The organism is Shewanella sp. 1311, assembly GCF_059338235.1.
Genome location: NZ_CM181686.1, coordinates 2789647 through 2812813, shown reverse-complemented (window position 1 = coordinate 2812813; position 23167 = coordinate 2789647). Strand labels below are relative to the sequence as shown.

The window sequence follows — 23167 nt, the reverse complement described above, 5'->3', positions numbered from 1 at the left end:
ATGACGAACCATCACCAGCCAGAAAAACCTAAGTCAAATCGAAAGCTTATCAGCATGCTCGTCATGGGCTGTATTGGTATGTTTGGTTTTGGGTTCGCGCTGGTGCCGCTATACGATGTGCTGTGTGAGAAGCTAGGGATTAACGGTAAAACCTCAAATACTGCCAGTAGTTATCAAGCGATAACCGTCGATACTAGCCGTGTTGTCACCGTAGAATTTATCTCCCAAGTGCAAACGGGTATGCCGTGGAAATTTGAGCCGCAAACCAAGCGGCTCGAAGTCCACCCCGGCGAGCTGATACACACAGCATTTTTGGCACGCAATGTGTCAGACAGAGCCACAGTTGGTCAGGCGATACCTTCAATATCACCCGGCCAAGGTGCGGCATATTTTAATAAAACAGAATGTTTTTGCTTTAATCAACAGCACTTAGCGGCTTCGACCAGCGCTGAGTTGCCGCTCATTTTCTTTGTGGATCCTCAGTTACCTGAATCCATCCACACTCTGACCCTCTCTTACACCCTCTACGACATTACCGACAAGCAGTTAGCGTCTGCCATAGAGCAAGGAGCTGCAAAATGACCACAAAACATGAAAATTACTATGTTCCCGCCCAAAGTGCTTGGCCCATCATTGGCGCTATAGGATTGTTTCTAATCGCCTTGGGTGCAGGGCACTTTGTCCATCAACTAAAATCAGGCGCATCAGGTGGCGGTTATATCCTGCTAGCGGGTATCGCCGTGATCCTCTTTATGCTGGTTGGCTGGTTTAGAACCGTGATCAACGAATCTATGACTGGGCTTTATTCGCACCAAATGGATAGATCCTTTCGCCAAGGCATGAGCTGGTTTATTTTTTCGGAAGTGATGTTCTTCGGCGCATTTTTTGGAGCGTTATTTTATGCTCGCATGGTCGCAGTGCCTTGGCTCGGTGGCGCCTCCAATAATGCCATGACCCACGAAGTACTCTGGCCACAATTCGAAGCCGTTTGGCCGTTGCTCACTACGCCAGATGGCACCAAAACCGAAGCGATGCCTTGGAATGGCCTGCCGTTAATCAACACTATCGTGCTGCTGACCTCCTCAGTCACCTTACATTTTGCCCATGTCAGCCTAGAGAAAGGCAAGCGCTCGGCCATCACACTGTGGCTCGGGATCACCATACTTTTGGGTATGGGTTTCCTTGCCTTGCAGGCCGAAGAATATATGCATGCCTACCATGAAATGGGGCTCACCCTGACCTCAGGGGTTTATGGCAACACCTTCTTCCTCTTAACTGGCTTTCACGGCATGCATGTCTCGCTCGGCACTCTGTTTTTATTAGTGTTGTTTTTCAGAGTGTTGAAGGGGCACTTTAGCGCAGATAAACATTTTGCTTTCCAAGCGGGGAGTTGGTATTGGCACTTTGTCGATGTGGTCTGGCTGTGTTTGTTTATTTTCGTCTACGTACTTTAAGGCTTTAGTAAGGCGTGGGATTGGGGCTGATTAACCCAGTCCCTAAGGCCACCAGCAGCAACAGAATAACGAGTACCGAGAAAATCACCCGGCGACCAAGATAACGGCTCATAGGCACTTGGTTGTCACCTCTCACCATAATAAACAAGGCTCTACCTAGATTAAAAATGATGAACAGCAACAGCAGAACTAAGACCAATTTAAAAATGAATAGGGTATTCATGCAATATCCTTATGTCCTGCTGAATAAATTAACGGTTTTTTTACTGATATTGACTGTGGCTGTATTCGTGATGTTGGTCAAGTTGGGTCTATGGCAATTAGCCCGCGGCGAAGAAAAAACCATGCTGTTAGCCCAAATGGAGGCAAGACAATCCTTGCTGCCATTAAGTTTTGAGCAGCTCCAACTCAAAATCGATAAGGAAGGGGTGACAGGTTATCGACTGCATGTGCACGCCATACCCGCGAACTCGCAAATATGGCTACTGGATAATCAAATCTATCAGGGCCAAGTGGGCTATTTAGCCTTTCAGCCCCTGCAAGTGGCAGCGGGTCAACCTTGGGTACTGGTCGAATTAGGTTTTGTCGCAGCCAGTTCCCACCGTGATGAGTTGCCCCACATCAGCCCACTTAGCGGTGAATTGAATATCGAAGGTCGGCTTTATCAAAAGCAAATCAATCCCTTGAGCCAGGCTTTAATGGCAGAAACGGGGACAAGTATTCGCTTTCAGAATTTGAATATACCGGAAATGGCGCAGATGTTAGGCCACCCTTTACTAGATGCAGTGCTGCAACCGGATGAGCTACCCGCCCTCGCCTTGCCGCATCCTTGGCAACCCTTCCCACTGTCGGCGCAAAAACATTGGGGTTATGCGCTGCAGTGGTTCTCAATGGCGGCCGTGTTCGCTGGGCTCATGCTGTGGCAAGGGATTAAGTATGTAAAACGCCATAGTACCGAAACAATCGCAAACTCAAGGAGCGAATAGGGAAATTCGTACCATACTTAACAAGACACAAATAAAAACTAAATAAATATAAAACAATAAATTAGGGATAATTTGAATGAGAGGAGCAAGCATGAACTCCCAGAATAAATCGAAACACAAGGCATTGGGCTTATTGTTGCTGGCGTTTATCGCGCCCGTGGTGATAGCCAAGCTAGTGCTGAGCCTGAATTTATACCACGGCGGCGCCACTAATCATGGCGAGCTGATCAATCCTGAGACCAGTTATGCCAGCCTTGGGATTGAGAATCCCAATCCCAAAGAATGGCAACTGCTATATTTACTACCCGCCCAATGCGACGATGCTTGCCGCGAACGCCTGTATATTTTACGCCAAAGCCACACTGCTTTAGGGCCAGATCAGGCACGAGTCGAACCGCTGATCCTCACCCATCCCGACAGCGATCTCAATGCTTTAAGTGCCTTTCACTTCAACACACGTCCCGCCAATGCTGGCTTAAGCCATTGGCTAGATGAACAGCAGCTGATCATAGTCGATCCCTTAGGCAGCTTAGTGCTGCGCTATCCCCAAGTGCAGGGCAAAGAAGCCCATTTAGCTCAAGGCAAGGCCTTGGTTGCGGATCTGCGTAAGTTGTTAAAACTGTCGAGGGTAGATTGATGCAGCTAACTTGGGTCCTACGCTTAACCTTAGTCTTTACCTTGTTGGTGATCTTAATGGGCGCTTACACTCGCCTATCGGATGCGGGGCTTGGCTGTCCCGACTGGCCGGGTTGCTACGGCCATATCAAGGTGCCCACCCAAGACCATGAAATCGCCCATGCACAAACCATCTTCCCAGATCACGATATCCACCCAGAAAAAGCTTGGCTGGAGATGATCCACAGATATATCGCCGGCGGACTTGGCTTACTGGTGTTATTCATCTTAGTGCTGTGTTTGAAAACGCCGGAAGCACCGAAAAAATTGCCGCTCATCATAGTGTTATTGATCCTCTTTCAAGCGGCACTCGGCATGTGGACAGTGACGATGAAACTCATGCCCATAGTGGTGATGTCGCATCTTATTGGTGGCTTCAGCCTTATTTCACTGCTGTTACTCCTCTATTTGCGAACCCGACCACGGCGGATCTTTAATAGCGAAACCCATGCCCGCAATCTGGCACCGCTGGCGCTGGTGAGCTTGTTAGTCCTTGTAGGTCAGATTATGTTGGGCGCTTGGACATCATCTAATTATGCGGCGCTCGCCTGCACCGCTTTACCCATTTGCGAAGGCAACTGGGTGGATAATTTGGCAATAGCGGAAGCTTTTTCGCCATTCCAAGGCCAACACCACAGTTTCGAATTTGGAGTGCTCGATTACCCAGCCCGTATGACTATCCACATCGCCCACCGAATTGGCGCTATCGTTACCGCGAGTTTATTACTCGTGCTCGCCTATCGATTATTTGTTGGCGCTGCTGGGATGAGGGCCTTAAGCCTCTTATTGGTAGGGCTAGTGATCCTACAAGTGAGCTTAGGTATTTCTAACGTAGTGATGCATTTACCACTCGGCATTGCCGTGTCTCACAATGGCGGGGCGGCATTACTGCTGCTGACCTTAGTCGCAATCAACTATTTTTTATGGCGCAAAGCATAAGCGAGGGATCCAAGATGGCAAAACCACTCTCAATCACCAGTAGCCTACCCACGTTCAGCGTGACATGGCGCGCCTATTTTGAAATGACCAAACCTAAAGTGGTCGCACTGATGCTGCTCACTGTCTTAGTCGGCATGTGTTTGGCCGTGCCCAATGCGGTGCCCGTTCAACCTTTGCTCGCTGGTATGCTGGGCATTGCCATGATGGCGGGCTCGGCGGCGGCGTTGAATCATCTGATCGATCGCCGTATCGATGGCTTAATGGCACGCACCTACAATCGCCCACTACCCAAAGGGCGTATTTCGGCCACGCGCGCGTTAATTTTCGCTGCCAGCTTAGGTAGTTTTGGCTTTATCGTCTTATATTCCTTAGTGAATCCACTCACGGCTTGGCTGACCTTTGCCAGTTTGATTGGTTATGCCTTGGTTTATACTGCCTATTTAAAACGTGCAACATCACAAAATATTGTGATCGGCGGCCTTGCGGGAGCCATGCCACCCTTGCTGGGATGGACGGCAGTGACGAACGAATTTCACGGCCATGCACTGTTGTTAGTGATCATCATTTTTACGTGGACGCCGCCACATTTTTGGGCTCTGGCCATTCACAGACGCGCCGAATATGCCAAAGTGGATATTCCTATGCTGCCGGTTACCCACGGTGTCGAGTTTACTAAAACCTGTATTCTGCTTTACACAGTATTGCTGGCGATTGCTTGCCTATTACCTGTGCTGGTTGGCATGTGTGGGCCCGTGTATTTCGTCTGCTCTAGTTTACTCAGTAGCGGATTTATCTATAAAGCATGGCAACTTAAATATCGGGATCATGATGGCTTGGCGATGCAAGTGTTCCGCTTCTCTATATATCATTTGATGTTGTTATTCATGGCATTACTGCTCGACCACTATTTGTGGAACTAGTGTATGCAACTCGTTTGTCGCGCTAACATGTCGTTATGGAGCCAATAATGCAGAAAAGAATTTTAGTCATCGCCATATTATTGATCGGCCTTGGGGGCCTATTTGCGGTGAAATTTAATCCCCCGAAACCTATCGAGCTAGAGAGCGGCTTTCTGTTTCCGCAGGCCTATGAATTAGCGCCCTTTGAATTGGTTGATCAACATCAGCAGGCTTTTACCAACGCCAGCTTGCAGGGGAAATGGAGCTTATTCTTTATCGGTTTTACCTTTTGCCCCGATGTTTGCCCGACGACCTTAAATAAACTCGCGGCGGCTTACCCCGATCTAAACAAAATTGCGCCATTGCAGGTGGTGTTTTTATCCGTCGACCCCAAAAGGGACACACCGGATAAACTCCTGACATATGTGAATTTTTTCAATCCAGAATTTAAAGCGGTCACGGGCGAGCAGACACAAATCTTCCCGCTCACCCGCAGCTTAGGACTGACCTATGCCATGGTCGGTGAAGGGGAAAACTACCAAGTCGACCATAGTGCGGGTTATGTGTTGGTGTCGCCGCAGGGAACGCGAGTCGCAGTGTTTAAACCTACGGCCGCATTAGGCAAACCGCCGCAGGTGTTAAATGATGAAATGATTAGCGATTTTAGAAAAATAGTGGCGCAATACAAACCTAGACGTTGATCACTCTTTGACCCAAGAGCCATCGTCCTTTGGCCTCACCCAAGGCTGAGAAAACCAATAGTAACCGTTGCGCGCCTTACTCGGCGCAGTGCAGTTGTAACGCGAACGCCCCGCAGGTAAGGCTAAATCCGCTTGAACACTAAACTCGTTCTCACTCAACCAAGTCGGCTGTTTTGAACCTTGGCCTTGGATATAACACATCACTTGCTTAGCTGAGATATCGCTCATATCGAGGGTGACTTTAAGCTCTGGGCGCCAATGGCCGCCCTTTAACTCAGGATCGCTAGGACTCTGCGCAATCACAGGCATATTTAGACTGTATAGCTTGGCCTTAAGGCTTTTTAAATCAGCATATTGTCCTGCAACAGGGAAACGCGGCAGCGCCGTTAACGGCGAATAGGGCCCAGCGGCACCCGATTGTTGCCCCAAGGCGACAAAGCCGTTCTCGGTTAACAGATTCTGCAAAGCTTGATTGTACTCACCGTAGGGATAAGCCAGCATTTTGAAATTGTGCCCTGTGGCATCCAAAATGGCTTTTTCTGTATCTAAGATATTGGCCTTTACCCGCGCTAACCATTGCGCCTGTGATTCATTTTCTAAGACACGGATCAAATGTTCGTGCGCCCAACTGTGGTTAGCAATATCGGCGCCTTCCTTGGATAGCGTTATCAGCTCATCCCAAGTCATCATCTCGGTAAACTTTTGTTTAATCGGCTCAATTGCCACAAACAAGGTGTAGGGAAATCCAAATTCCTTTAGGATAGGATGCGCCGTAGTGGCTATGCTGCGATAACCATCGTCGAAGGTAATTGCGACTGTTTTCGCCGGTAAATCTTGTTTTTGCTTTATCGCTTCAACTACCTGAGAAAGCGGGATCACCTTAAAGCCATCATCGGCTAGAAACTGCATTTGCTCACGAAATTGCGCGGGCGTCACGCTTGTGGCCGCCGGAGTGGTTTCTGACACATGGTGATATTGCAGAATGACCACGGCATGGGCAGAAAACGTCATTAGCCCTATGAGTGCCAACAGCACACGTTTAACCATAATGTGAACACCTCTGAAATTAATGAATACTGCTAAATCAACTTGGCTCGACCTAATGCTTAACGGCGCGAAAAATCGTCAATTACTGGCGCTTGCCCTGCCGATGATACTCTCCAATATCACTATCCCACTTTTGGGCTTAGTCGATACGGCTGTCATAGGTCATCTGAGTGAAGCCTATTATTTAGGGGGAGTCGCTGTCGGGTCAACGATTATCACATTAATCATTTGGTTATTGGGATTTTTGCGTATGGCGACCACAGGTTTAGTCGCGCAGGCTTATGGTGCAAATGATCTTCACGCCCAGCATAAACTCTTAGTCCAAGGCGCTATGCTAGCTGTGTTATTGGGCGCTGGTGTTATCGTGCTGCAAGTCCCGATATTAAATTTAGCGCTAGGATTATCCGAAGCGAGTAGCGAAGTCGAGCGCTATTGCCGCGAGTATTTTCAGGTACGAATTTGGTCAACGCCCTTCGCCCTACTCAACCTCGTAATGCTTGGCTGGCTATTGGGACGTCAGCAACCTAAAGCCGCCATGTGGCAGCTGATATTAGCCAACCTTGCCAATATTATTCTCGATGTGGTGTTTGTCCTCGGCTTAGGCTGGGGCGTTAAAGGCGCTGCCCTCGCCTCAGTCTTTGCCGATATCACCGCTTTCTCAGTCGCACTCACTATGGTGTTACAGCAACTCAAGCGCGAAGCCGATTTTCACTTATCCCAGCTATTACCCCATGTCACCCTGACGGGGTACGGCAAATTACTGAGGCTCAACACAGATATTTTTATCCGTAGCCTCTGCCTGCAAGCGGCCTTTGCCTTTATGACTTTTCATGGTGCGGGTCTGGGTGATAATACCGTTGCCGCCAATGCCGTGTTACTGAATTTACTGCTGTTAATCTCCTATGCACTCGATGGCATTGCCTATTATGCCGAGGCAGAAGTCGGCCGAGCCTATGGCCAAAAACAGGCGGAGCAATTACGGGAAGCAGTGATCTTAGCCTGGAGCTGGTCGGCCATTACTGCGTTAGGGTTCTGCGCTGTATTCAGTCTTTTGGGCAGTAATATTATCGCGTTACTGACCAGCATTAATGAGGTCAGAGCCACAGCACAGACCTATCTTATCTGGCTGATATTTTTGCCTTTATGGTCTTTTAGCTCGTATTTATTCGACGGGGTTTATATCGGTGCCGCTAAAGGCAAAGTGATGCGCAATAGCATGATACTCGCCACCTTCGGTGCATTTTTCCCGACATGGTATTTGCTGCAGCAGCTATTATTGCCTGAGCAAGGTAACCACGCCCTTTGGGCCGCCATGAGTATCTTTATGATCGCCAGAAGCCTAACGCTTGCGGGGCACTATTATTTCAGCAAAGACTTTTTGAATAATTAAATCTGTAAAGACAGTAGCTTACAAATATCAAAATCACTATGATGTTGATTTTACAATTGTAACAAAGATGTGATTCTATAATGAAAAGGATTTTACCGCTGCTTTTCCTGTGGCTATGCAACCATGCCGTTGCCGACACAGCGCCACAATTACCCGTTGAAGCCTTTGCCAGCATCCCAGATGTGAGCTCTGTACAGCTCTCGCCTAACGGCAAAAAACTCGCATCGGTTGTACGCGTCGACCAAGCCAAAATCAAAGGTACTGTCGTTAGTATCCAAGATATAGAAACAGGCGAAAAAAGCATTCCACTGCATACGGATAATCAAAAATTTGTCATCCTGTCTCTGCAGTGGGCAAACGATAATATCTTACTGATCAGTGCTAAGTTTCCGGCTAACCGTTACGGTACACCGACAACCGAAACCCGCCTTGTTAAGTATGATTTGACCACAAAAAAAACCTCGAGTGTTCTTCCGCGAAGTGTCTTAGATCGTCTCAATTGGATACCGCAACATCAGGGGCAAATTATCGATCTGATGGCAGATGATCCCGACAATATTTTACTGTCATTAGACGGAATGGGCGAAAACGTAGGCGAAGATAGTGTACTGAAAGTCAATTTAGCGCAGGGTAAATCCAGTTACACCCAAAATGCTAAAAAGAAGATCATCAGTTGGATTACTGACAGGCAACACAAGGTCCGTATTTCTATCTATAACGATGATACTGAGTACCGCATTTATGAACAGGCCGAGCAAAAGAGAGATTCACGTTTACTTTGGACCTTTAAAGCCTTTTCAGAAGACAGTGTTTGGCCATTAGGTTTTGATGCTGACCCCAATATTCTTTACGTTCGCGCCTATCACCAAGGTTTCGAAGCCATATTTAAAGTCAATCTGACCGATCCTAAGCTTACAAAAGAGTTAGTCTACGCAAATGAAGATACTGACGTTGAAGGTAATTTACTCTATTCGAAACTGAAGAAAAAAGTGATTGGTATCAGTGAAGGTGACGGCGAAGAATACACCTTTTGGGAAAAAGAATATGTGGGCCTACAAAATGGCCTAAAAGCCGTGTTACCCAATGCACATAACTATATTACTCAGTTCAGTACCGATGAACGCCGCTACATAGTGTATTCCACTAGCTCGACCGAGCCCGGCACTTACTATTTTGGCGATAGGGACGAAAAAACGCTTTATCCAATCGCTAACCGATACGGCAGACTCAAGAGTGAACTCCTCGCCGATACCCAATATTTAACTTATGAAGCAAGGGATAAGCTCAAAATCGATGCTTACCTAACCGTGCCAAAAGGGCTTGAAGCCAAGCAACTGCCGACGATTATTTTACCCCATGGCGGCCCCATCAGTTACGACAGCAACGACTTCGACTACTGGGCACAGTTCTTCGCTAATCGTGGTTATGCGGTATTTCGGATGAACTTCAGGGGCTCGGCAGGTTACGGCTATGAGTTTATGAAAGCTGGCCTAAAAAGCTGGGGACTCGAAATGCAAAATGACGTCGAAGACGGGACTCGCTACTTAATAGATCAAGGGATTAGCGATCCTAAACGTATTTGTATTGTTGGGGCTAGCTATGGTGGTTACGCGGCCTTAATGGGGGCTGCCATGACTCCCGATCTCTACCGCTGCGCCGTGAGTGTAGCGGGTGTCACCGATGTGGCCTATCTAGTGAAATCGAGCCGAAGATTTACTAACTACAAAGTGGTTAAAGAGCAAATAGGGGATGACTTTGATGCGCTCTATGAACGCTCGCCGATCAGTAAAGCCGATAAAATTAACATCCCAGTATTACTGCTACATGGCGATAAGGACAGAGTGGTTAAGGTTCAACATAGCCGAGAAATGTATGACGAACTCAAATCACTGAAAAAACCAGTGGAGTATATTGAGCTGGAAAATGGCGATCATTACTTGAGCAATAACGACAACAGACTCGCGACGTTTAAAGCCTTAGATAAGTTCTTAGCTGATAATCTCAACCCTAAGTTATAACTGAACAGCAGCACTTTAAGCGAATGCCAAATATAAAAAACGCGACTCAGAGGTCGCGTTTTTTATTCAGCTCAACAAACAAGATTAAGCGTAAGAATGCTCACCATGTTGGTGATCTGTCACGTCACGTACGCCAGTCAACTCACCTGGGAACATGTCTAACAGTTGTTTCTCGATACCATCCTTCAGGGTGATATCAACTTGAGAACAACCGTTACAACCACCGCCGAACTGCAGTACAGCTACGCCTTCTTTAGTGATTTCAACCAGCATGATATTACCACCATGGCCGGCTAACTGAGGGTTGATCTCAGATTGGATCACGTATTCGATACGCTCGACTAAAGGTGCATCACCAGACACTTTACGCATTTTTGCGTTAGGAGCTTTGAGCGTGAGTTGTGAACCTAATTGGTCAGTCACAAAATCGATAGTGGCATCTTCAAGGAAAGGTGCACTCTTCTCATCGACCATAGCATTGAAGCCAGTGAACTCGATTTCAATATCATCACTTTCTACTGCATCCGGTGGACAATAAGACACACCACACTCGGCTTGCGAGGTTCCTGGACTGATCACAAATACGCGAATATGAGTGCCTTCAGGTTGATCTGCTAACAACTTAACAAAATGGGCTTGAGCCGCATCGGAAATGGTAATCATGAAAACCTGCTCCGTCAGGGGATACCTGAGTGTTTTAGTAAGAATTAGCCGTATGATACTCCGACTCACCTTTGCTTTGTAGTCCCTTGGGTAGCAAGTTTGTGGATTTTTGCCATAGCGATCACGATTTGACTGGGTCATTTAGGCTGTTTAAACGATAAAAGCTTAGCGCATTAAAATCGAATAATGCAACTAAGACAGTCACTTGAGTGGACATTCCAAGACGCTATATACATGCTTCTCATTCATTATCGAGATCATCCAACAAGCCTGGCGCCTCTGCCCTTGCCAAACACCATACCTGCACATGCACGTATCGCGCTTCGAATAAGCGGGCAATTTCAGAGACTGTGGTGCCTGTCGTGACCACATCATCCACCAGTGCAATACGCTGGAACGCAAAATCATCCGCTAACATAAAGGCATCGTGTAAGTTGCGTCGTCGCTGTGCACCTGAAAGTCCGGCCTGCGGCCGAGTGTCTTGCTGGCGCGTTAATCCTTCGCTCACTAATGGCAGTTGCAAGAGCTGTGATAACTCATGGGCAATTAACCACGCCTGATTAACCCCCCGTTGTTGCAAGCGTTTTGGATGCAATGGGACTGGCACTATAGCTTGCGGCAAGGTGATTAATCCTTGCTGTTCTAATAGCTTTATTCGCGCCACTAAGGCGCGGCATAGCACAGGTAAAGCGGCAAGTTGCCCCTGATATTTAATCGCGCCGATCCAAGCACCTAAACCTTGATGGTAACTGCAGGGGGCAACGACTTTACGCGGCTGACGCTTTTGGCATTCCCCGCAATAATCAACCTCGATTTGCATCGACTTACCGCAGCCTAAGCAAATAGGTCCATGATATAAGCCAGATTGAAGACAAACGATGCAAATGCCCGTCTCGGGGATAGGTATGGATTGGTGGCACAGCAGGCAACGGTTAGGTAAACTGCCCGCCAACCACCTTGTGCTGAGTTGATAGCCTAAACGCACTATCCGCCAAGCGGATGGCGGCCAAATCCTTTTAACAAAGCGCGACATACCTTCACCTAATCCATTTTTGAGGCACTCAAGTGAGCCAAGTGACATCCACAAACCACGCAAATTTGCATATTGAAATCAGAGGCCAAGGGCCAGATCTGGTGATGCTTCACGGTTGGGGAGTCAATAGCGCTGTGTTTACACCATTACATGAGTCACTGTCTCAGTATAGGGTGCACTATGTCGACTTGCCGGGCTTCGGCCATAGTCAGATGGTGGAAGGTGTTCTATTAGCTTGGGTCGATGCCTTAGTCGCCGCATTACCAGAACACGCTATTTGGGCCGGCTGGTCACTCGGTGGGCTCGTGGCGACTCAGGCAGCACTGAGTTATCCACAAAAAATCAAAGGCTTGATCACTATCGCTTCATCCCCCTGCTTTATGGCGAGAGAGGATGAAGCATGGCCGGGCATTCCCCCCCTAGTACTGAGTCAATTTAGAGAACAACTCGGCCAAAATTTACCTAAAACCATTGAGAGATTTTTGGCGATTCAAGCCATGGGCAGCGAAACCGCCAAGGAAGATATCAAACGGCTGCGCGATCTTGTGCTTGCGCGTCCATTACCCGATGCCAGAGCCTTAACTCAAGGTCTGACTATGCTGACCGACATCGACTTAAGGCAACAACTAACAGGGTTACAGCAACCTTGGCTTAGAATTTGGGGCCGACTCGATGGACTCGTCCCCAAACGCGTACAACCTAAGATGCCAATCACGCCGCAAATTGAAGATGTGATGCTAGCCAAAGCCTCCCATGCGCCGTTTATTTCCCATCAACAGGAGTTTTTGCAGATATTTATGCCTTGGTTAGCGTTACAGACACGCTAACGCTTTATCTTTGAGCGATTAATGACTAGTATTTAACCATTAGTGCACCAAGGAATTTTCCATGTTAGTTGTCAGTAACTACCCCCAAGTCCCACTAGCGACCAGTAATGTCGCAACGGACTCGGCTCGGGTCGACAACCAACTGAAACCTGTGGTCATTCCCCCACAAGCTGCCACTAAAGGCCATGAAGAACGTGCCTTTAATTCGCAGAATGAACGCACAGCAGATCAAACTCAGCAACAAACCAAAACGCTCGAGAATAATCAGCAACAAGTTCAAGAAAAACAGCAGCAACAGCAATCCTCGCAGCAACAAAGCCAACAGCAACAAGAGAAAAAAGCCCCCCTTGTGGTGGCCGAGCGAGTTTTACCTAAGACGCTAAAAATTGCCGCACGCGGTCAAGCGGCGCTGCAACGTAAGGATATCCGCTTAAAGGTCAGTCAAGGTGCGGCAAATTATGCCAGCAGTAACGCCAAAGCGAATACCAGCAGTGCGGCGCGTCAATCGCTTCAAGGTGAATCGACTCAATTTTATCAACAGCTTGGACAACGCATTGGTCAGTTCTATCAACAACAGACTCAGCCAGAGCAAGAATCTATTATGTCGACGTGGATTTAACCTATTCTAATCGTATGAATCCGTTTGCGCACAAAATTAACATGAATGATAAACAAAAATGCCGCTAAAAATAGCGGCATTTTTTATGCTGTTTAACGCTTATTTAGGCAAACGATACAGCTCTTGCTGATAGGCTAAGCTGCCCCATAATGCCCAACTTAAGGCTTTCTTCTCTAACGCTGCCGCAGCTGGCGCATAAGGCGTTAACTGCTCAGTTTTTTCATTGTATTCGAAACCTTGAGCCGCTTTTTCTGGCTGCAGGATCACTACATCTTTACCTTCCATCAGGGCAAAGTTTTTATCGTATTGCATTAACGCGCGTCCAGGCCAATCATCGCTGACCTGGGTCAAATCTCGGCCCAGCATAGGATAAGAGTCTGAAATACCAATCAATGATAGAAGTGTTGGCGGTAAATCAATTTGGCTCACAATGCGATGATCGCGTTTTGGCGCTAAATTATCCCCAAGGATTAAACCCGGAATACGAAAACGTGACACTGGCACCAGATCCGCGCCACCCACTCGGCTGTCATGGTCGGCAACCACGATAAAAATCGTGTCTTTCCAGTAGTCCGCATTTTTCGCGAGTTTAAAAAACTCACCAATCGCATAATCGGCATATTTCGCCGCATTGTTGCGGGTTTGCTTAGGTTGCTCGTACTGCTCGATACGATCATCAGGGAATTCGAATGGATCGTGGTTACTCGAGCTAAACACTAAACTAAAGAAAGGCTTACCTTCGCTGTGCAGACGCTCAAACTCACTATTCGCTTTGCGCATTAAGTCTTCATCAGAGGCGCCCCACGAGCCCACAAAGGCCGGAGATTTATAATCTTTCTGATCTATGATGTCACTAAAGCCGTTGCCCAAAAAGAAGCTACGCATATTGTCGAAATGGCTCTCACCACCATAGATAAACTGCGTGGTATAACCATGATTTTTAAGTAATTCAGCTATGCTGAAGAAGCCAACTTGGCTCTTACCCAGTTTCACCACAGCACGAGCTGGCGTCGGGGTAAAGCCTGTCGTTACAGCTTCTATCCCGCGCACTGAACGAGTACCAGTGGCGTACAAATTATCGAAATACCAACCTTCTTTGGATAAGGCATCGATATTCGGAGTCAGCGGTAAACCACCTAAACTCCCTACAAAACGTGCGCCTAAACTCTCTTGTAGTAGGATCACTAAGTTCTTTGGCTTTCCGGTATAACTGGCTTGGTTAAAGCTTAGCGATGGGATATCTGTTGAGGTAAATGCACTTTCAGGACGACCACTTTCCTGTCTTATGGTCGCAATAATCTCAGCGTTATCTAACTTGCCATACACTTTAGAGGCATCTTCTTCACTGCCCATCTGCTTGATGGCAAACACTAATGAATAGGCTGAGTTGATGACTAAAGAGTTCACTAATGGATCGTCGGCAAACGCCACCATAGCAGGGTTAATCGGTCTATGGCCTAAGGTTGAACGCGCACCTAATAACGTCATGGCGATAACAAGCACTGCCAATACAGGACGCCAGTACCAGCGCGGGAAACGTAGATTTTTAGTGAGCTTACCGCTTAACACCCAACCGCCCCAAAGCGTACCGATAGTTAATAGCACGGAGAAGATCAGCTCAAGTTTGCGACCCGCCCACAGCATAGAAAGCACTTCTTTCGGGTAGATCAGATATTCCACATACAGGCGATTCGGGCGAATACCGTATTCTTCAATAAACGCAGGGGTCGATGCTTCTAAAAAGAGGATGATCCACAGACCGACAGTTAACCACACCCGTAAAATCGGCTGCCACAGACGGCCAATAAAATGATCACCCGAAAACAATGCGGTTCCTAAGGCAGCAATACCCCATAACCAGCACAGGGTAGCGATATCGACGCGTAAACCTTGGATTAAGAGATGCGACCAACCATCCACAGCGGCCACGCGATCGGCTTGCCACAGCCCTAAAGCGATACGGCTCGCGGTGACAATAAAAAGCACTAATAGCGAGAAAATAAAGATGGCGCGGAAAGGCCCATGGGCATTGTTGTGCCCGCGAGGTGATAAACCAGATTGCATGTGTTACCCCAAAACGTATAAAGAGCCACTCAGCGTTGGAGTGTCAATTTGAAAAAAATCGATGAATAAGCTGTGCTATGACAACCGATTTTGCTTAACGTTGCATTAAATGCCGACTTTATATTCCCTAAGACGACATTGATGCAACAATTTTGTGAGTAACATGTAAAAAAGTCGACTCGGACATGGCTTAAGTCCGAGTCTTAACGGTTAACGCTTACTTTTTCAGCTTAGCGAAGGCATCGGCAAAGGCATTGCCCATGGCCGCGTTCGCAGGTGCTTTAGGTGCTTGCTTTTGCGCAGGACGTGCAGCAGGTTTCGTCGACTGTGGTGCCTTACCATTATGAGTTCTGGCAGGATTATGTGGTCTTTGCTGCGATTTACTTTGATCGATAGCTTCATCCAAACGCATGCTCAAACCGATACGGCGACGCTCAACATCTACTTCCATCACTTTAACTTTCACCACATCACCCGCTTTCACGATTGTGTGGGGATCGCTAATAAACTTGTCGGTCAGTGAAGAGATATGCACCAGTCCATCTTGATGCACGCCAATATCGACGAAGGCACCAAAGTTAGTCACGTTGGTCACCACGCCTTCGAGCACCATTTCAGGTTTCAAGTGCTTAAGTTCTTCCACACCATCTTTAAACTTGGCGGTTTTAAACTCACCACGGGGATCACGACCTGGCTTATCCAGTTCGGCCAAAATATCCGTCACAGTAGGTAAACCAAACTCCGCCGTAATGAACTCTTCAGGTTTAATGCTGCGCAGTAGATCTGAGTTACCCATCAGGCTCGCCAGCTCCACTTGCTTAGTCTTAGCGATAGTTTCCACTAACGAATAAGCCTCAGGATGCACAGACGAGGCATCGAGTGGATTATCACCTTGACGAATACGCAAAAAACCCGCCGCTTGCTCATAGGCTTTAGGCCCTAAACGCGGCACTTTCAGCAGCTCTTTACGATTCTTAAACTGACCATTAGCATCGCGATAATCGACCACGTTTTTCGCTAATGTCTTGTTTAAACCAGCCACTTGCGACAACAAAGGCGCAGAGGCCATGTTGAGATCCACACCCACACCGTTTACGCAGTCTTCCACCACAGCTTCCAGCGAACCCGATAATTGGCTTTGGCTCACGTCATGTTGGTATTGACCCACACCGATAGATTTAGGCTCAATTTTCACCAGTTCGGCTAACGGATCCTGCAAACGACGCGCGATAGACACAGCGCCACGAATCGAGACATCGAGATCAGGAAACTCCAGCGCCGCTAATTCCGATGCTGAATATACAGACGCGCCCGCTTCACTGACCATCACTTTGGTCAACTGTGGATGGGTATCTTTCACTGCAGCAATCAGCTCAGCGGCCAGCTTATCGGTTTCCCGTGATGCCGTGCCGTTACCAATCGCAATTAATTCAACTTTGTGCATTTTGACTAAGTTCGCCAAAGTACGAATCGACTTTTCCCACAGATTTTGCGGTGCGTGCGGGAAAATCGTCGCATGGCACAACATCTTACCCGTGTTATCGACCACAGCCACTTTCACACCAGTACGTAAACCTGGATCGAGTCCCATGGTCGCTTTCGCGCCCGCTGGAGCGGCCATCAATAAATCACCTAAGTTACGGGCGAAAACTTTAATCGCTTCGGCTTCGGCGCGTTCGCGCATTTGCGAAATAAACTCGGTTTCCATCTGTAGCGCAATCTTGATACGCCATGTCGCCGTCACGACGGTTTTCAACCACTGGTCGACGCTGCTATCACCCAATTTCAGCCCTAAATGATCGCAGATAATTACTTCGCAGTAACTGCCTTGGCCCGCTTCGGCAGCAGGATCGGCATTCATAGATAACGCTAAGAAACCTTCGTTACGGCCACGCAGCATCGCCAGCGCACGGTGAGAAGGGATCTTAGCTAACTGTTCGGTATGCTCGAAATAATCACGGAATTTCGCGCCTTCTTTCTCTTTACCTGCAATTAAGCGGCTTTCTAACACACTGTTTTGGCTTAAATGTTCACGCACTTTACGCAGTAATTCCGCGTCTTCGGCGTAGCGCTCCATCAGGATATAACGCGCGCCTTCAAGCACAGCTTTCACATCGGCGAAACCCGCTTCGCTATTGATATAACCCGCCGCTTTGGCTTCGACATCGGCGCTACGGTCAGCCAGTAAGGCATCGGCTAATGGTTCAAGCCCAGCTTCGATAGCGATTTGGCCCTTAGTGCGGCGCTTAGGTTTGAAGGGCAGATACAAATCTTCGAGACGTGTCTTGCTGTCGGCGTCGTCAATAGCCCTTTGTAATTCTGGCGTTAACTTACCCTGAGCTTGGATGCTAGACAGAATCACTTGGCGTCTGTCGTTCAGCTCACGCAGGTAACCTAAACGTGTGTACAAGGTACGCAGTTGCGTATCGTCTAATCCGCCCGTGGCTTCTTTACGGTAGCGGGCAACGAAGGGAACCGTCGCACCATCGTCAAGCAGAGTGATGGTTGCGGCAACTTGTTGCTCACGAACATTCAGTTCTTGAGCGATAATCTGAGCGATGTTATGTGCATTAGTTTGCATAAATAAAGTGTCGTGCCTAACTGTAAAGTAAGTCGTTATTGCGCCAAAGATACCACAGGCGCCCCGTATGTTTCATGCTAAAACCTAGGTCAAATCAGAGTCTTTGATCTTTCCCCGTCATCCCATGACGACCGCAGCGGTTGTCACGGCGGCAACCCTGTCGCTAATCTGCCTCGCTGGCGAGAGTGGTTTCAAAAGGAGTGTAACGGATCTGATTGATATACCACTCTTTTGGACCCGATGGCGTTTGCACTACCACCTCATCGTCCACTTGCTTGCCGATTAAGGCACGCGCCATGGGCGAGTCGATGGTGATGTAGCCCAATTTGGTATCGAGCTCATCTTTACCGACGATCCGATAACGCACGCGATCACCCGCTTCATTTTCGAGCTCGAACCAAGCGCCGAAGAATATTTTACCTTCCTGCTGCGGTGAGTAATCGACGATTTTTAACTCTTCCAGCCGCTTAACTAAGTACCTGACTCGGCCGTCAATTTGTCTTAACAAACGCTTGTTGTAAGTGTAATCAGCGTTCTCACTTCGGTCGCCCTGCGCCGCCGCCTCTTGGACTTTAAGGGTGATTTGCGGCCGATATTCTTTCCACAAATACTTCAATTCTTTATCTAAAGTTTGCCAACCCTGTCGGGTGATCAAATGCGCTTTCATACTCATTACTCAATCGTTGGATTAAACGACCACAATTGATGCGGGATAATATATTGGACTGATGATACTCAGACTGGACACTAAAGTTAACTCACTAAATCATCTCTGTGCATAATGGCGGTGAAATCACCGCTTTTGCTGATGCCAATTTAGTTACAATTTCACCCTTGGCGTGAATAAACGCGAGTATTCTCATGCAATTTCATTTGCTTAGTATTAACATTGGGCAATAAATGTCAGCATTTATCGCATTCAAGCCACTAAGGTAAGCTAGTCGCCTAGGTTGAATGCGGCTATATTAGGCAGATTCGTTTTCAATTTCAGCCAGTTGGTTAATCTTAACTGTTTCTCGTCAGTAGAATAAGCACCAATCTGAGCAATTAAAGGACACCCCATGGGACAAGAAACCTCGAAAATCCTCGTCGTCGATGATGATATGCGCCTGCGAGCGTTACTCGAGCGTTACCTGATGGAGCAAGGTTATCAGGTGCGCAGCGCGGCCAATGCCGAGCAGATGGACCGCCTATTAGAACGTGAAAACTTCCATCTACTCGTGCTCGACTTGATGTTGCCCGGTGAAGATGGCCTGTCTATCTGTCGCCGTTTGCGCCAGCAAGGTAATCCTATTCCGATCGTGATGCTGACGGCCAAGGGCGATGAAGTCGACCGTATTATTGGTCTAGAGTTAGGCGCTGACGATTATCTGCCAAAACCTTTTAATCCACGGGAATTACTCGCACGGATCAAAGCCGTGATGCGTCGCCAAACCCAAGATGTACCCGGTGCGCCCGCCCAGCAGGAAGCGCAGATCAGCTTCGGTGAGTTTTCGCTGGATTTAGCCACCCGTGAGATGTACCACGGCGACGAATCGATTGCGCTCACTAGCGGTGAGTTTGCCGTGCTTAAAGTGCTCGTTACCCATCCACGCGAGCCCTTGTCTCGGGATAAATTGATGAACCTCGCCCGTGGCCGCGATTATTCGGCGCTAGAACGCTCCATCGACGTGCAAGTGTCACGTCTGCGGCGTTTAATCGAAAAAGACCCTGCGAATCCGCGCTACATTCAAACTGTGTGGGGATTAGGTTATGTGTTTGTGCCCGATGGCGCAGCGCGTCGATGAGCCGCGCTGCCATCTTAATCTGCTGCAGTTATTGAGCCCCCGATGAAAGCTAAGTTTTGGTGGCGGTTTGTCCCTCGCAGCGCGTTTAGTCAAACCGTGATGCTGATTGGTTGTCTACTACTGATCAATCAGCTGGTGTCTTACGTCACGGTTGCCGTTTATGTGCTTAAGCCAAGCTACCAACAAATCAATCAATTAATCGCTCGCCAAGTCAAATTGCTGTTTGTCGATGGCATAGATATTGGCCGCGAACACTTAACCATAGTCGATGCCCTCAATGCCAAAGTCCACGACGATGGCATGAAGATCTACAATCAACAGCAAGCGCGCGAAGCTGGGATTGAGCAAGCGACCTACTATGGTTTCTGGTCGGCGCAGATGTCGGAATATCTCGGCGGCGACGCCGAAGTGCGCGTCACCCACGGCAGCGTATTGCAGATTTGGATCCGTCCACCACAGGCGCCCTCGATTTGGATAAAAGTGCCGCTTATCGGCCAGAATGTTTCAGACCTTTCGCCGCTGACCCTCTATTTAATGGTCATAGGCGCCCTCAGCGTCGCTGGGGGGTGGTGGTTTGCCCGCCAACAAAACCGCCCACTTAGGCGACTACAAAAAGCCGCGATTGCCGTTTCCCGCGGTGAATTCCCCGATCCCTTGCCGCTTAATGGTTCGAGTGAAATTGTCGAAGTGACCAACGCCTTCAACCAGATGGCGCACAGCATGAAACAACTGGAGCAGGACAGAGCGCTATTGATGGCGGGGATTTCCCACGACTTGCGCACGCCGCTCACCCGTATTCGTCTCGCATCTGAGATGATGGTTGAGGAAGATCAATATCTTAAAGATGGCATAGTCAACGATATCGAAGATATGGACGCCATCATCAGCCAGTTTATTGCGTATATTCGCCAAGATCAGGAAACCAGCCGTGAACTAGGGCAAATCAATAAACTCATTCAAGATGTCGCTCAAGCAGAAGCCAATCGCGCCGGTGAAATAGAAGTGGTGTTAACTGACTGCCCCGAAGCCCAATTCCAAGCGATTGCCATTAAGCGGGTACTGAGCAACTTAGTCGAAAATGCCTTTCGCTATGGTTCTGGCTGGATCCGCATTAGCTCACAGTTCGATGGCAAACGTATCGGTTTTAGTGTTGAAGATAATGGTCCAGGAATTGACGAGTCACAAATCACCAAACTATTTCAACCCTTTACCCAAGGTGATATCGCCCGTGGCAGTGTCGGCTCAGGCCTAGGTCTCGCCATCATCAAACGGATTATCGATAGACATCAAGGGCAAGTCACCCTCTCCAACCGCGCCGAAGGCGGTTTAAGAGCCCAAGTGTGGCTGCCGCTGGAATAGCGCGAGATCACATATCGGCAAATCAAATGACAACGCTGACATTCATGTGGGCGCTTGTCATATTAATGTCACGCTAAATTCATAAACTCAGAACAGTTAACTGGCTCTGACAATTATGAAGATTGCAAAATGAAAATTTCAACGCTGTCGCTCTCTGCTTCTGCCCTGTTGTTATTGCTCGCGGGATTATTAGCGGCCGTAGTGCTGTGGAGTAGTGATCAGCGACAACATATAGAACAACAAACACTCACACTGCAAAGCATACAAGAAGACTTCCTCGTCGGCGTACGCCGCGATCTCGACGGCTATCTCGCCAGCGGCAACTCTAGCCAACTTGAACAAGCTAAAACTAAACTCAGCGCCATTAAGAACCAGCTCACAGAGCTTAATCTCGCCACCATGGGCGCTACCGATAATGACTTGCAAGCAAGTCTCAGCAGCTTCATTCAAGATTTAGATACCAAGTACCGCGCAGCGGGTAAACTCGCTGGCAACCCCAGGCAACTGCTGGCCCACGCCGAATCTGAAATGCTCGACTATAACCGTCGTTTGGGCAGCTATGCCGATAAAGGCTTAGCCACAAATGCGGAGGTCGCCGAACAATATCTGCAATTGAGCCGCGATTTACCTTCTATCGTCTATCAACTTTCCCAGCTGACCGATGGCTATCTGATCGGCAAAAATCAGCAACTCAAGGGCATTTTAGACAGCACCAGCAAAGAGCTAAATACATGGCACGACACCCTCAGCGCACTGCCGTTAATCGGCGTATATGAGCAGCAAGAAGCCGATGAATTTGCCCTCGGTGCCAGCGAACCAGAACAGATTGAAGTCGGCGAAAGTGACCGCAGTGAACTGCTCAGTCTCGCCAATCGATACAACAAAGAAGTCGCCAATACCCACCAATTGCTGCAAGCCAACCAAGAGATGCAAGATCAACTCATTCAAGCAATTAGCAATGTGGAACAACAGCTTATTGGCTTAGGTGAGGCTCAGGCGGCAAAGAATCAACAGCTGAAATATGAGTTACAGCTAATCCTCTACACTATGGTTTCCATCATGGCCTTGTTTGCTATAGGTTATTTAATCCTGCAGCAAAATCGCGTCGTCAAACCGCTGAAACGTCTTAATCAAGCCTTTATGAAATTAAGCGAATCGAACAGCCGCGAGCGTTTAGATATTAATCGTCGCTGCGAGACGGGCCAAATCGCAGGTCATTTCAACCAGTTGCTGCAAAGGTTTGAACAGGAAGACGAAGCACAGCGCCAGCAAATCACTAAGGTTTCTCAATCATTAAGCCAACTGGTTGCGCGAATTACTCAGCTGTCGCAGCACACAGAGCACACCCAAACGATTGTGGCCGATACGCAAACACAGACCGAACATATCCGCAGCCTCGCCAATGAGGTGAGCCACACTTCGGCACTCGTGGAGGACAGCGCCGCCGAAACCATGCGCCAAATGCAGTCGAGCCAAACCGAAGCAGAAGCGGTACTGAGCGCAACTGAGCAGACGCAAACCGCCGTTGGCCTTTGCCATGCTTCCCTTGAAAGCCTGAATAACTCAGTGACGGATGTGTCGAAAATCATTGATGTAATTGGCAATATCGCCGAACAAACTAACTTACTCGCCCTCAATGCCGCCATTGAAGCTGCGCGGGCGGGAGAGCAAGGTCGCGGCTTTGCCGTGGTTGCCGATGAAGTGCGAAATTTAAGTCAGCGCACCCAAGTGTCCTTAAACGAAATCGTGAAGATTCTGCAGCAACTGACCCAATCGAATCATGCCCTAAGTGAGAGTGTCGATGGCATAGCTCAAGCCACCAGCAGCCAAAAACTGCGCGCTCAAAGCCTATGGCAAGTGGCGCAAACGGTGCAAAACCAAGCGAGCGACATGGCCAATACCGCGAAACAAGGCTCGCTCAATGCCAAGGAGCAAGTCGATTATCTCGATCAATTTGTGCGCACTATGGATAGCTTAAAAGAACAAGCGCAAACCAGTTCACAGCAGAGTGAGTTCATCGCCCAAGAAGTACAGCAGAGTGTAGAAGATATTGAAACCAGCTTGGGGATTGGGCAAAGCCAAATAAACCGTGCGGCCTAAAACCGCACGTTTATTCACTTAATTT

The 23167-nt window shown here is 48.3% G+C and carries 21 protein-coding genes; 14 read left to right on the top strand and 7 right to left on the bottom strand.

The window, feature by feature from the left end; translation table 11 throughout:
- Window positions 1-582, top strand: coding sequence for a cytochrome c oxidase assembly protein (locus AC5YB3_RS12650; RefSeq protein WP_259577507.1), 582 nt, complete (start codon window positions 1-3; stop codon window positions 580-582).
- Complete coding sequence (locus AC5YB3_RS12645) at window positions 579-1454, top strand: cytochrome c oxidase subunit 3 (RefSeq protein ID WP_006079601.1); 876 nt, start codon at window positions 579-581, stop codon at window positions 1452-1454. The genes AC5YB3_RS12650 and AC5YB3_RS12645 overlap by 4 nt, the downstream gene beginning before the upstream one ends.
- Before the next feature lie 4 nt (window positions 1455-1458).
- On the opposite strand, the gene AC5YB3_RS12640 is transcribed toward AC5YB3_RS12645, so the two are convergent.
- Entirely contained in the window at window positions 1459-1677 is a 219-nt protein-coding gene (locus tag AC5YB3_RS12640) for a DUF2909 family protein (RefSeq protein WP_014620547.1), read from the bottom strand.
- Here AC5YB3_RS12640 and AC5YB3_RS12635 point away from each other — a divergent pair.
- The 5 genes from AC5YB3_RS12635 to AC5YB3_RS12615 all read left to right on the top strand — a co-directional run bounded on the left by AC5YB3_RS12635 (window position 1676) and on the right by AC5YB3_RS12615 (window position 5654).
- Entirely contained in the window at window positions 1676-2440 is a 765-nt protein-coding gene (locus AC5YB3_RS12635; protein WP_494525436.1) for an SURF1 family protein, read from the top strand. The two genes, AC5YB3_RS12640 and AC5YB3_RS12635, sit on opposite strands and share 2 nt — an antisense overlap.
- 91 nt (window positions 2441-2531) lie before the next feature.
- The gene (locus AC5YB3_RS12630; protein ID WP_494525435.1) at window positions 2532-3077 is read left to right on the top strand and encodes a redox-active disulfide-containing membrane protein; all 546 of its coding nucleotides are present in this window, start codon (window positions 2532-2534) and stop codon (window positions 3075-3077) included.
- Entirely contained in the window at window positions 3077-4054 is a 978-nt protein-coding gene (locus AC5YB3_RS12625) for a COX15/CtaA family protein (protein WP_259577511.1), read from the top strand. Before AC5YB3_RS12630 ends, AC5YB3_RS12625 begins: the two co-directional genes overlap by 1 nt.
- Before the next feature lie 14 nt (window positions 4055-4068).
- On the top strand, window positions 4069-4974 hold the full coding sequence (gene cyoE / locus AC5YB3_RS12620; RefSeq protein WP_259577512.1) for a heme o synthase: 906 nt from the start codon (window positions 4069-4071) through the stop codon (window positions 4972-4974).
- A 47-nt stretch (window positions 4975-5021) separates the two neighbouring features.
- Window positions 5022-5654, top strand: a complete 633-nt coding sequence (locus tag AC5YB3_RS12615; protein WP_311905481.1) for an SCO family protein — start codon at window positions 5022-5024, stop codon at window positions 5652-5654.
- Here the strand turns inward: AC5YB3_RS12615 and AC5YB3_RS12610 are convergent, their stop codons facing one another.
- Complete coding sequence (locus AC5YB3_RS12610; protein ID WP_494525434.1) at window positions 5655-6701, bottom strand: polysaccharide deacetylase family protein; 1047 nt, start codon at window positions 6699-6701, stop codon at window positions 5655-5657. It lies immediately after the preceding gene.
- A gap of 22 nt (window positions 6702-6723) precedes the next feature.
- Between AC5YB3_RS12610 and AC5YB3_RS12605 the strand changes: the two genes are divergently transcribed.
- Complete coding sequence (locus AC5YB3_RS12605) at window positions 6724-8091, top strand: MATE family efflux transporter (RefSeq protein ID WP_494525433.1); 1368 nt, start codon at window positions 6724-6726, stop codon at window positions 8089-8091.
- An 80-nt stretch (window positions 8092-8171) separates the two neighbouring features.
- The gene (locus tag AC5YB3_RS12600) at window positions 8172-10109 is read left to right on the top strand and encodes an alpha/beta hydrolase family protein (RefSeq protein WP_494525432.1); all 1938 of its coding nucleotides are present in this window, start codon (window positions 8172-8174) and stop codon (window positions 10107-10109) included.
- 84 nt (window positions 10110-10193) lie between these two features.
- Here AC5YB3_RS12600 and nfuA read toward each other — a convergent pair whose 3' ends face one another.
- Both nfuA and AC5YB3_RS12590 read right to left on the bottom strand, forming a co-directional pair.
- Window positions 10194-10772: a Fe-S biogenesis protein NfuA gene (gene nfuA / locus AC5YB3_RS12595; protein WP_006079591.1), complete on the bottom strand. Its 579-nt coding sequence runs from the start codon at window positions 10770-10772 to the stop codon at window positions 10194-10196.
- Window positions 10773-11013: 241 nt separating this feature from the next.
- A complete protein-coding gene (locus AC5YB3_RS12590; RefSeq protein WP_494525431.1) occupies window positions 11014-11805 on the bottom strand; it encodes a ComF family protein in 792 nt (263 codons plus the stop codon).
- 32 nt (window positions 11806-11837) lie between these two features.
- Between AC5YB3_RS12590 and bioH the strand changes: the two genes are divergently transcribed.
- Window positions 11838-12632 carry a pimeloyl-ACP methyl ester esterase BioH gene (bioH, locus tag AC5YB3_RS12585; RefSeq protein ID WP_494525430.1) on the top strand — a complete coding sequence of 265 codons (795 nt, stop codon included), beginning with the start codon at window positions 11838-11840 and terminating at the stop codon, window positions 12630-12632.
- Between the two features lie 61 nt (window positions 12633-12693).
- Complete coding sequence (locus AC5YB3_RS12580) at window positions 12694-13251, top strand: hypothetical protein (RefSeq protein WP_268649961.1); 558 nt, start codon at window positions 12694-12696, stop codon at window positions 13249-13251.
- 99 nt (window positions 13252-13350) lie between these two features.
- Here AC5YB3_RS12580 and AC5YB3_RS12575 read toward each other — a convergent pair whose 3' ends face one another.
- The 3 genes from AC5YB3_RS12575 to greB all read right to left on the bottom strand — a co-directional run bounded on the left by AC5YB3_RS12575 (window position 13351) and on the right by greB (window position 18563).
- Window positions 13351-15315, bottom strand: coding sequence for an LTA synthase family protein (locus AC5YB3_RS12575; protein WP_494525429.1), 1965 nt, complete (start codon window positions 15313-15315; stop codon window positions 13351-13353).
- Between the two features lie 217 nt (window positions 15316-15532).
- Entirely contained in the window at window positions 15533-17896 is a 2364-nt protein-coding gene (locus AC5YB3_RS12570) for a Tex family protein (protein ID WP_494525428.1), read from the bottom strand.
- A 163-nt stretch (window positions 17897-18059) separates the two neighbouring features.
- The gene (gene greB / locus AC5YB3_RS12565; protein ID WP_006079584.1) at window positions 18060-18563 is read right to left on the bottom strand and encodes a transcription elongation factor GreB; all 504 of its coding nucleotides are present in this window, start codon (window positions 18561-18563) and stop codon (window positions 18060-18062) included.
- 394 nt (window positions 18564-18957) lie between these two features.
- Between greB and ompR the strand changes: the two genes are divergently transcribed.
- The 3 genes from ompR to AC5YB3_RS12550 all read left to right on the top strand — a co-directional run bounded on the left by ompR (window position 18958) and on the right by AC5YB3_RS12550 (window position 23142).
- A complete protein-coding gene (gene ompR, locus AC5YB3_RS12560) occupies window positions 18958-19683 on the top strand; it encodes an osmolarity response regulator transcription factor OmpR (RefSeq protein ID WP_006079507.1) in 726 nt (241 codons plus the stop codon).
- 42 nt (window positions 19684-19725) lie between these two features.
- Entirely contained in the window at window positions 19726-21042 is a 1317-nt protein-coding gene (envZ, locus tag AC5YB3_RS12555; protein ID WP_063882184.1) for a two-component system sensor histidine kinase EnvZ, read from the top strand.
- A gap of 129 nt (window positions 21043-21171) precedes the next feature.
- Window positions 21172-23142, top strand: a complete 1971-nt coding sequence (locus AC5YB3_RS12550; protein ID WP_494525427.1) for a methyl-accepting chemotaxis protein — start codon at window positions 21172-21174, stop codon at window positions 23140-23142.
- Window positions 23143-23167 lie beyond the last annotated feature (25 nt).

What these genes read in the sequence shown, in the direction of transcription:
- AC5YB3_RS12570 (WP_494525428.1), bottom strand. Translation starts at nt 17,896, where the DNA reads ATGCAAACTAATGCACATAACATCGCTCAGATTATCGCTCAAGAACTG.
- AC5YB3_RS12575 (WP_494525429.1), bottom strand. Translation starts at nt 15,315, where the DNA reads ATGCAATCTGGTTTATCACCTCGCGGGCACAACAATGCCCATGGGCCT.
- AC5YB3_RS12590 (WP_494525431.1), bottom strand. Translation starts at nt 11,805, where the DNA reads ATGTCGCGCTTTGTTAAAAGGATTTGGCCGCCATCCGCTTGGCGGATA.
- AC5YB3_RS12645 (WP_006079601.1), top strand. Translation starts at nt 579, where the DNA reads ATGACCACAAAACATGAAAATTACTATGTTCCCGCCCAAAGTGCTTGG.
- AC5YB3_RS12580 (WP_268649961.1), top strand. Translation starts at nt 12,694, where the DNA reads ATGTTAGTTGTCAGTAACTACCCCCAAGTCCCACTAGCGACCAGTAAT.
- envZ (WP_063882184.1), top strand. Translation starts at nt 19,726, where the DNA reads ATGAAAGCTAAGTTTTGGTGGCGGTTTGTCCCTCGCAGCGCGTTTAGT.
- AC5YB3_RS12640 (WP_014620547.1), bottom strand. Translation starts at nt 1,677, where the DNA reads ATGAATACCCTATTCATTTTTAAATTGGTCTTAGTTCTGCTGTTGCTG.
- greB (WP_006079584.1), bottom strand. Translation starts at nt 18,563, where the DNA reads ATGAAAGCGCATTTGATCACCCGACAGGGTTGGCAAACTTTAGATAAA.
- AC5YB3_RS12635 (WP_494525436.1), top strand. Translation starts at nt 1,676, where the DNA reads ATGCAATATCCTTATGTCCTGCTGAATAAATTAACGGTTTTTTTACTG.
- AC5YB3_RS12610 (WP_494525434.1), bottom strand. Translation starts at nt 6,701, where the DNA reads ATGGTTAAACGTGTGCTGTTGGCACTCATAGGGCTAATGACGTTTTCT.
- nfuA (WP_006079591.1), bottom strand. Translation starts at nt 10,772, where the DNA reads ATGATTACCATTTCCGATGCGGCTCAAGCCCATTTTGTTAAGTTGTTA.
- AC5YB3_RS12605 (WP_494525433.1), top strand. Translation starts at nt 6,724, where the DNA reads ATGAATACTGCTAAATCAACTTGGCTCGACCTAATGCTTAACGGCGCG.
- AC5YB3_RS12630 (WP_494525435.1), top strand. Translation starts at nt 2,532, where the DNA reads ATGAACTCCCAGAATAAATCGAAACACAAGGCATTGGGCTTATTGTTG.
- AC5YB3_RS12550 (WP_494525427.1), top strand. Translation starts at nt 21,172, where the DNA reads ATGAAAATTTCAACGCTGTCGCTCTCTGCTTCTGCCCTGTTGTTATTG.
- AC5YB3_RS12625 (WP_259577511.1), top strand. Translation starts at nt 3,077, where the DNA reads ATGCAGCTAACTTGGGTCCTACGCTTAACCTTAGTCTTTACCTTGTTG.
- cyoE (WP_259577512.1), top strand. Translation starts at nt 4,069, where the DNA reads ATGGCAAAACCACTCTCAATCACCAGTAGCCTACCCACGTTCAGCGTG.
- ompR (WP_006079507.1), top strand. Translation starts at nt 18,958, where the DNA reads ATGGGACAAGAAACCTCGAAAATCCTCGTCGTCGATGATGATATGCGC.
- AC5YB3_RS12600 (WP_494525432.1), top strand. Translation starts at nt 8,172, where the DNA reads ATGAAAAGGATTTTACCGCTGCTTTTCCTGTGGCTATGCAACCATGCC.
- AC5YB3_RS12615 (WP_311905481.1), top strand. Translation starts at nt 5,022, where the DNA reads ATGCAGAAAAGAATTTTAGTCATCGCCATATTATTGATCGGCCTTGGG.
- AC5YB3_RS12650 (WP_259577507.1), top strand. Translation starts at nt 1, where the DNA reads ATGACGAACCATCACCAGCCAGAAAAACCTAAGTCAAATCGAAAGCTT.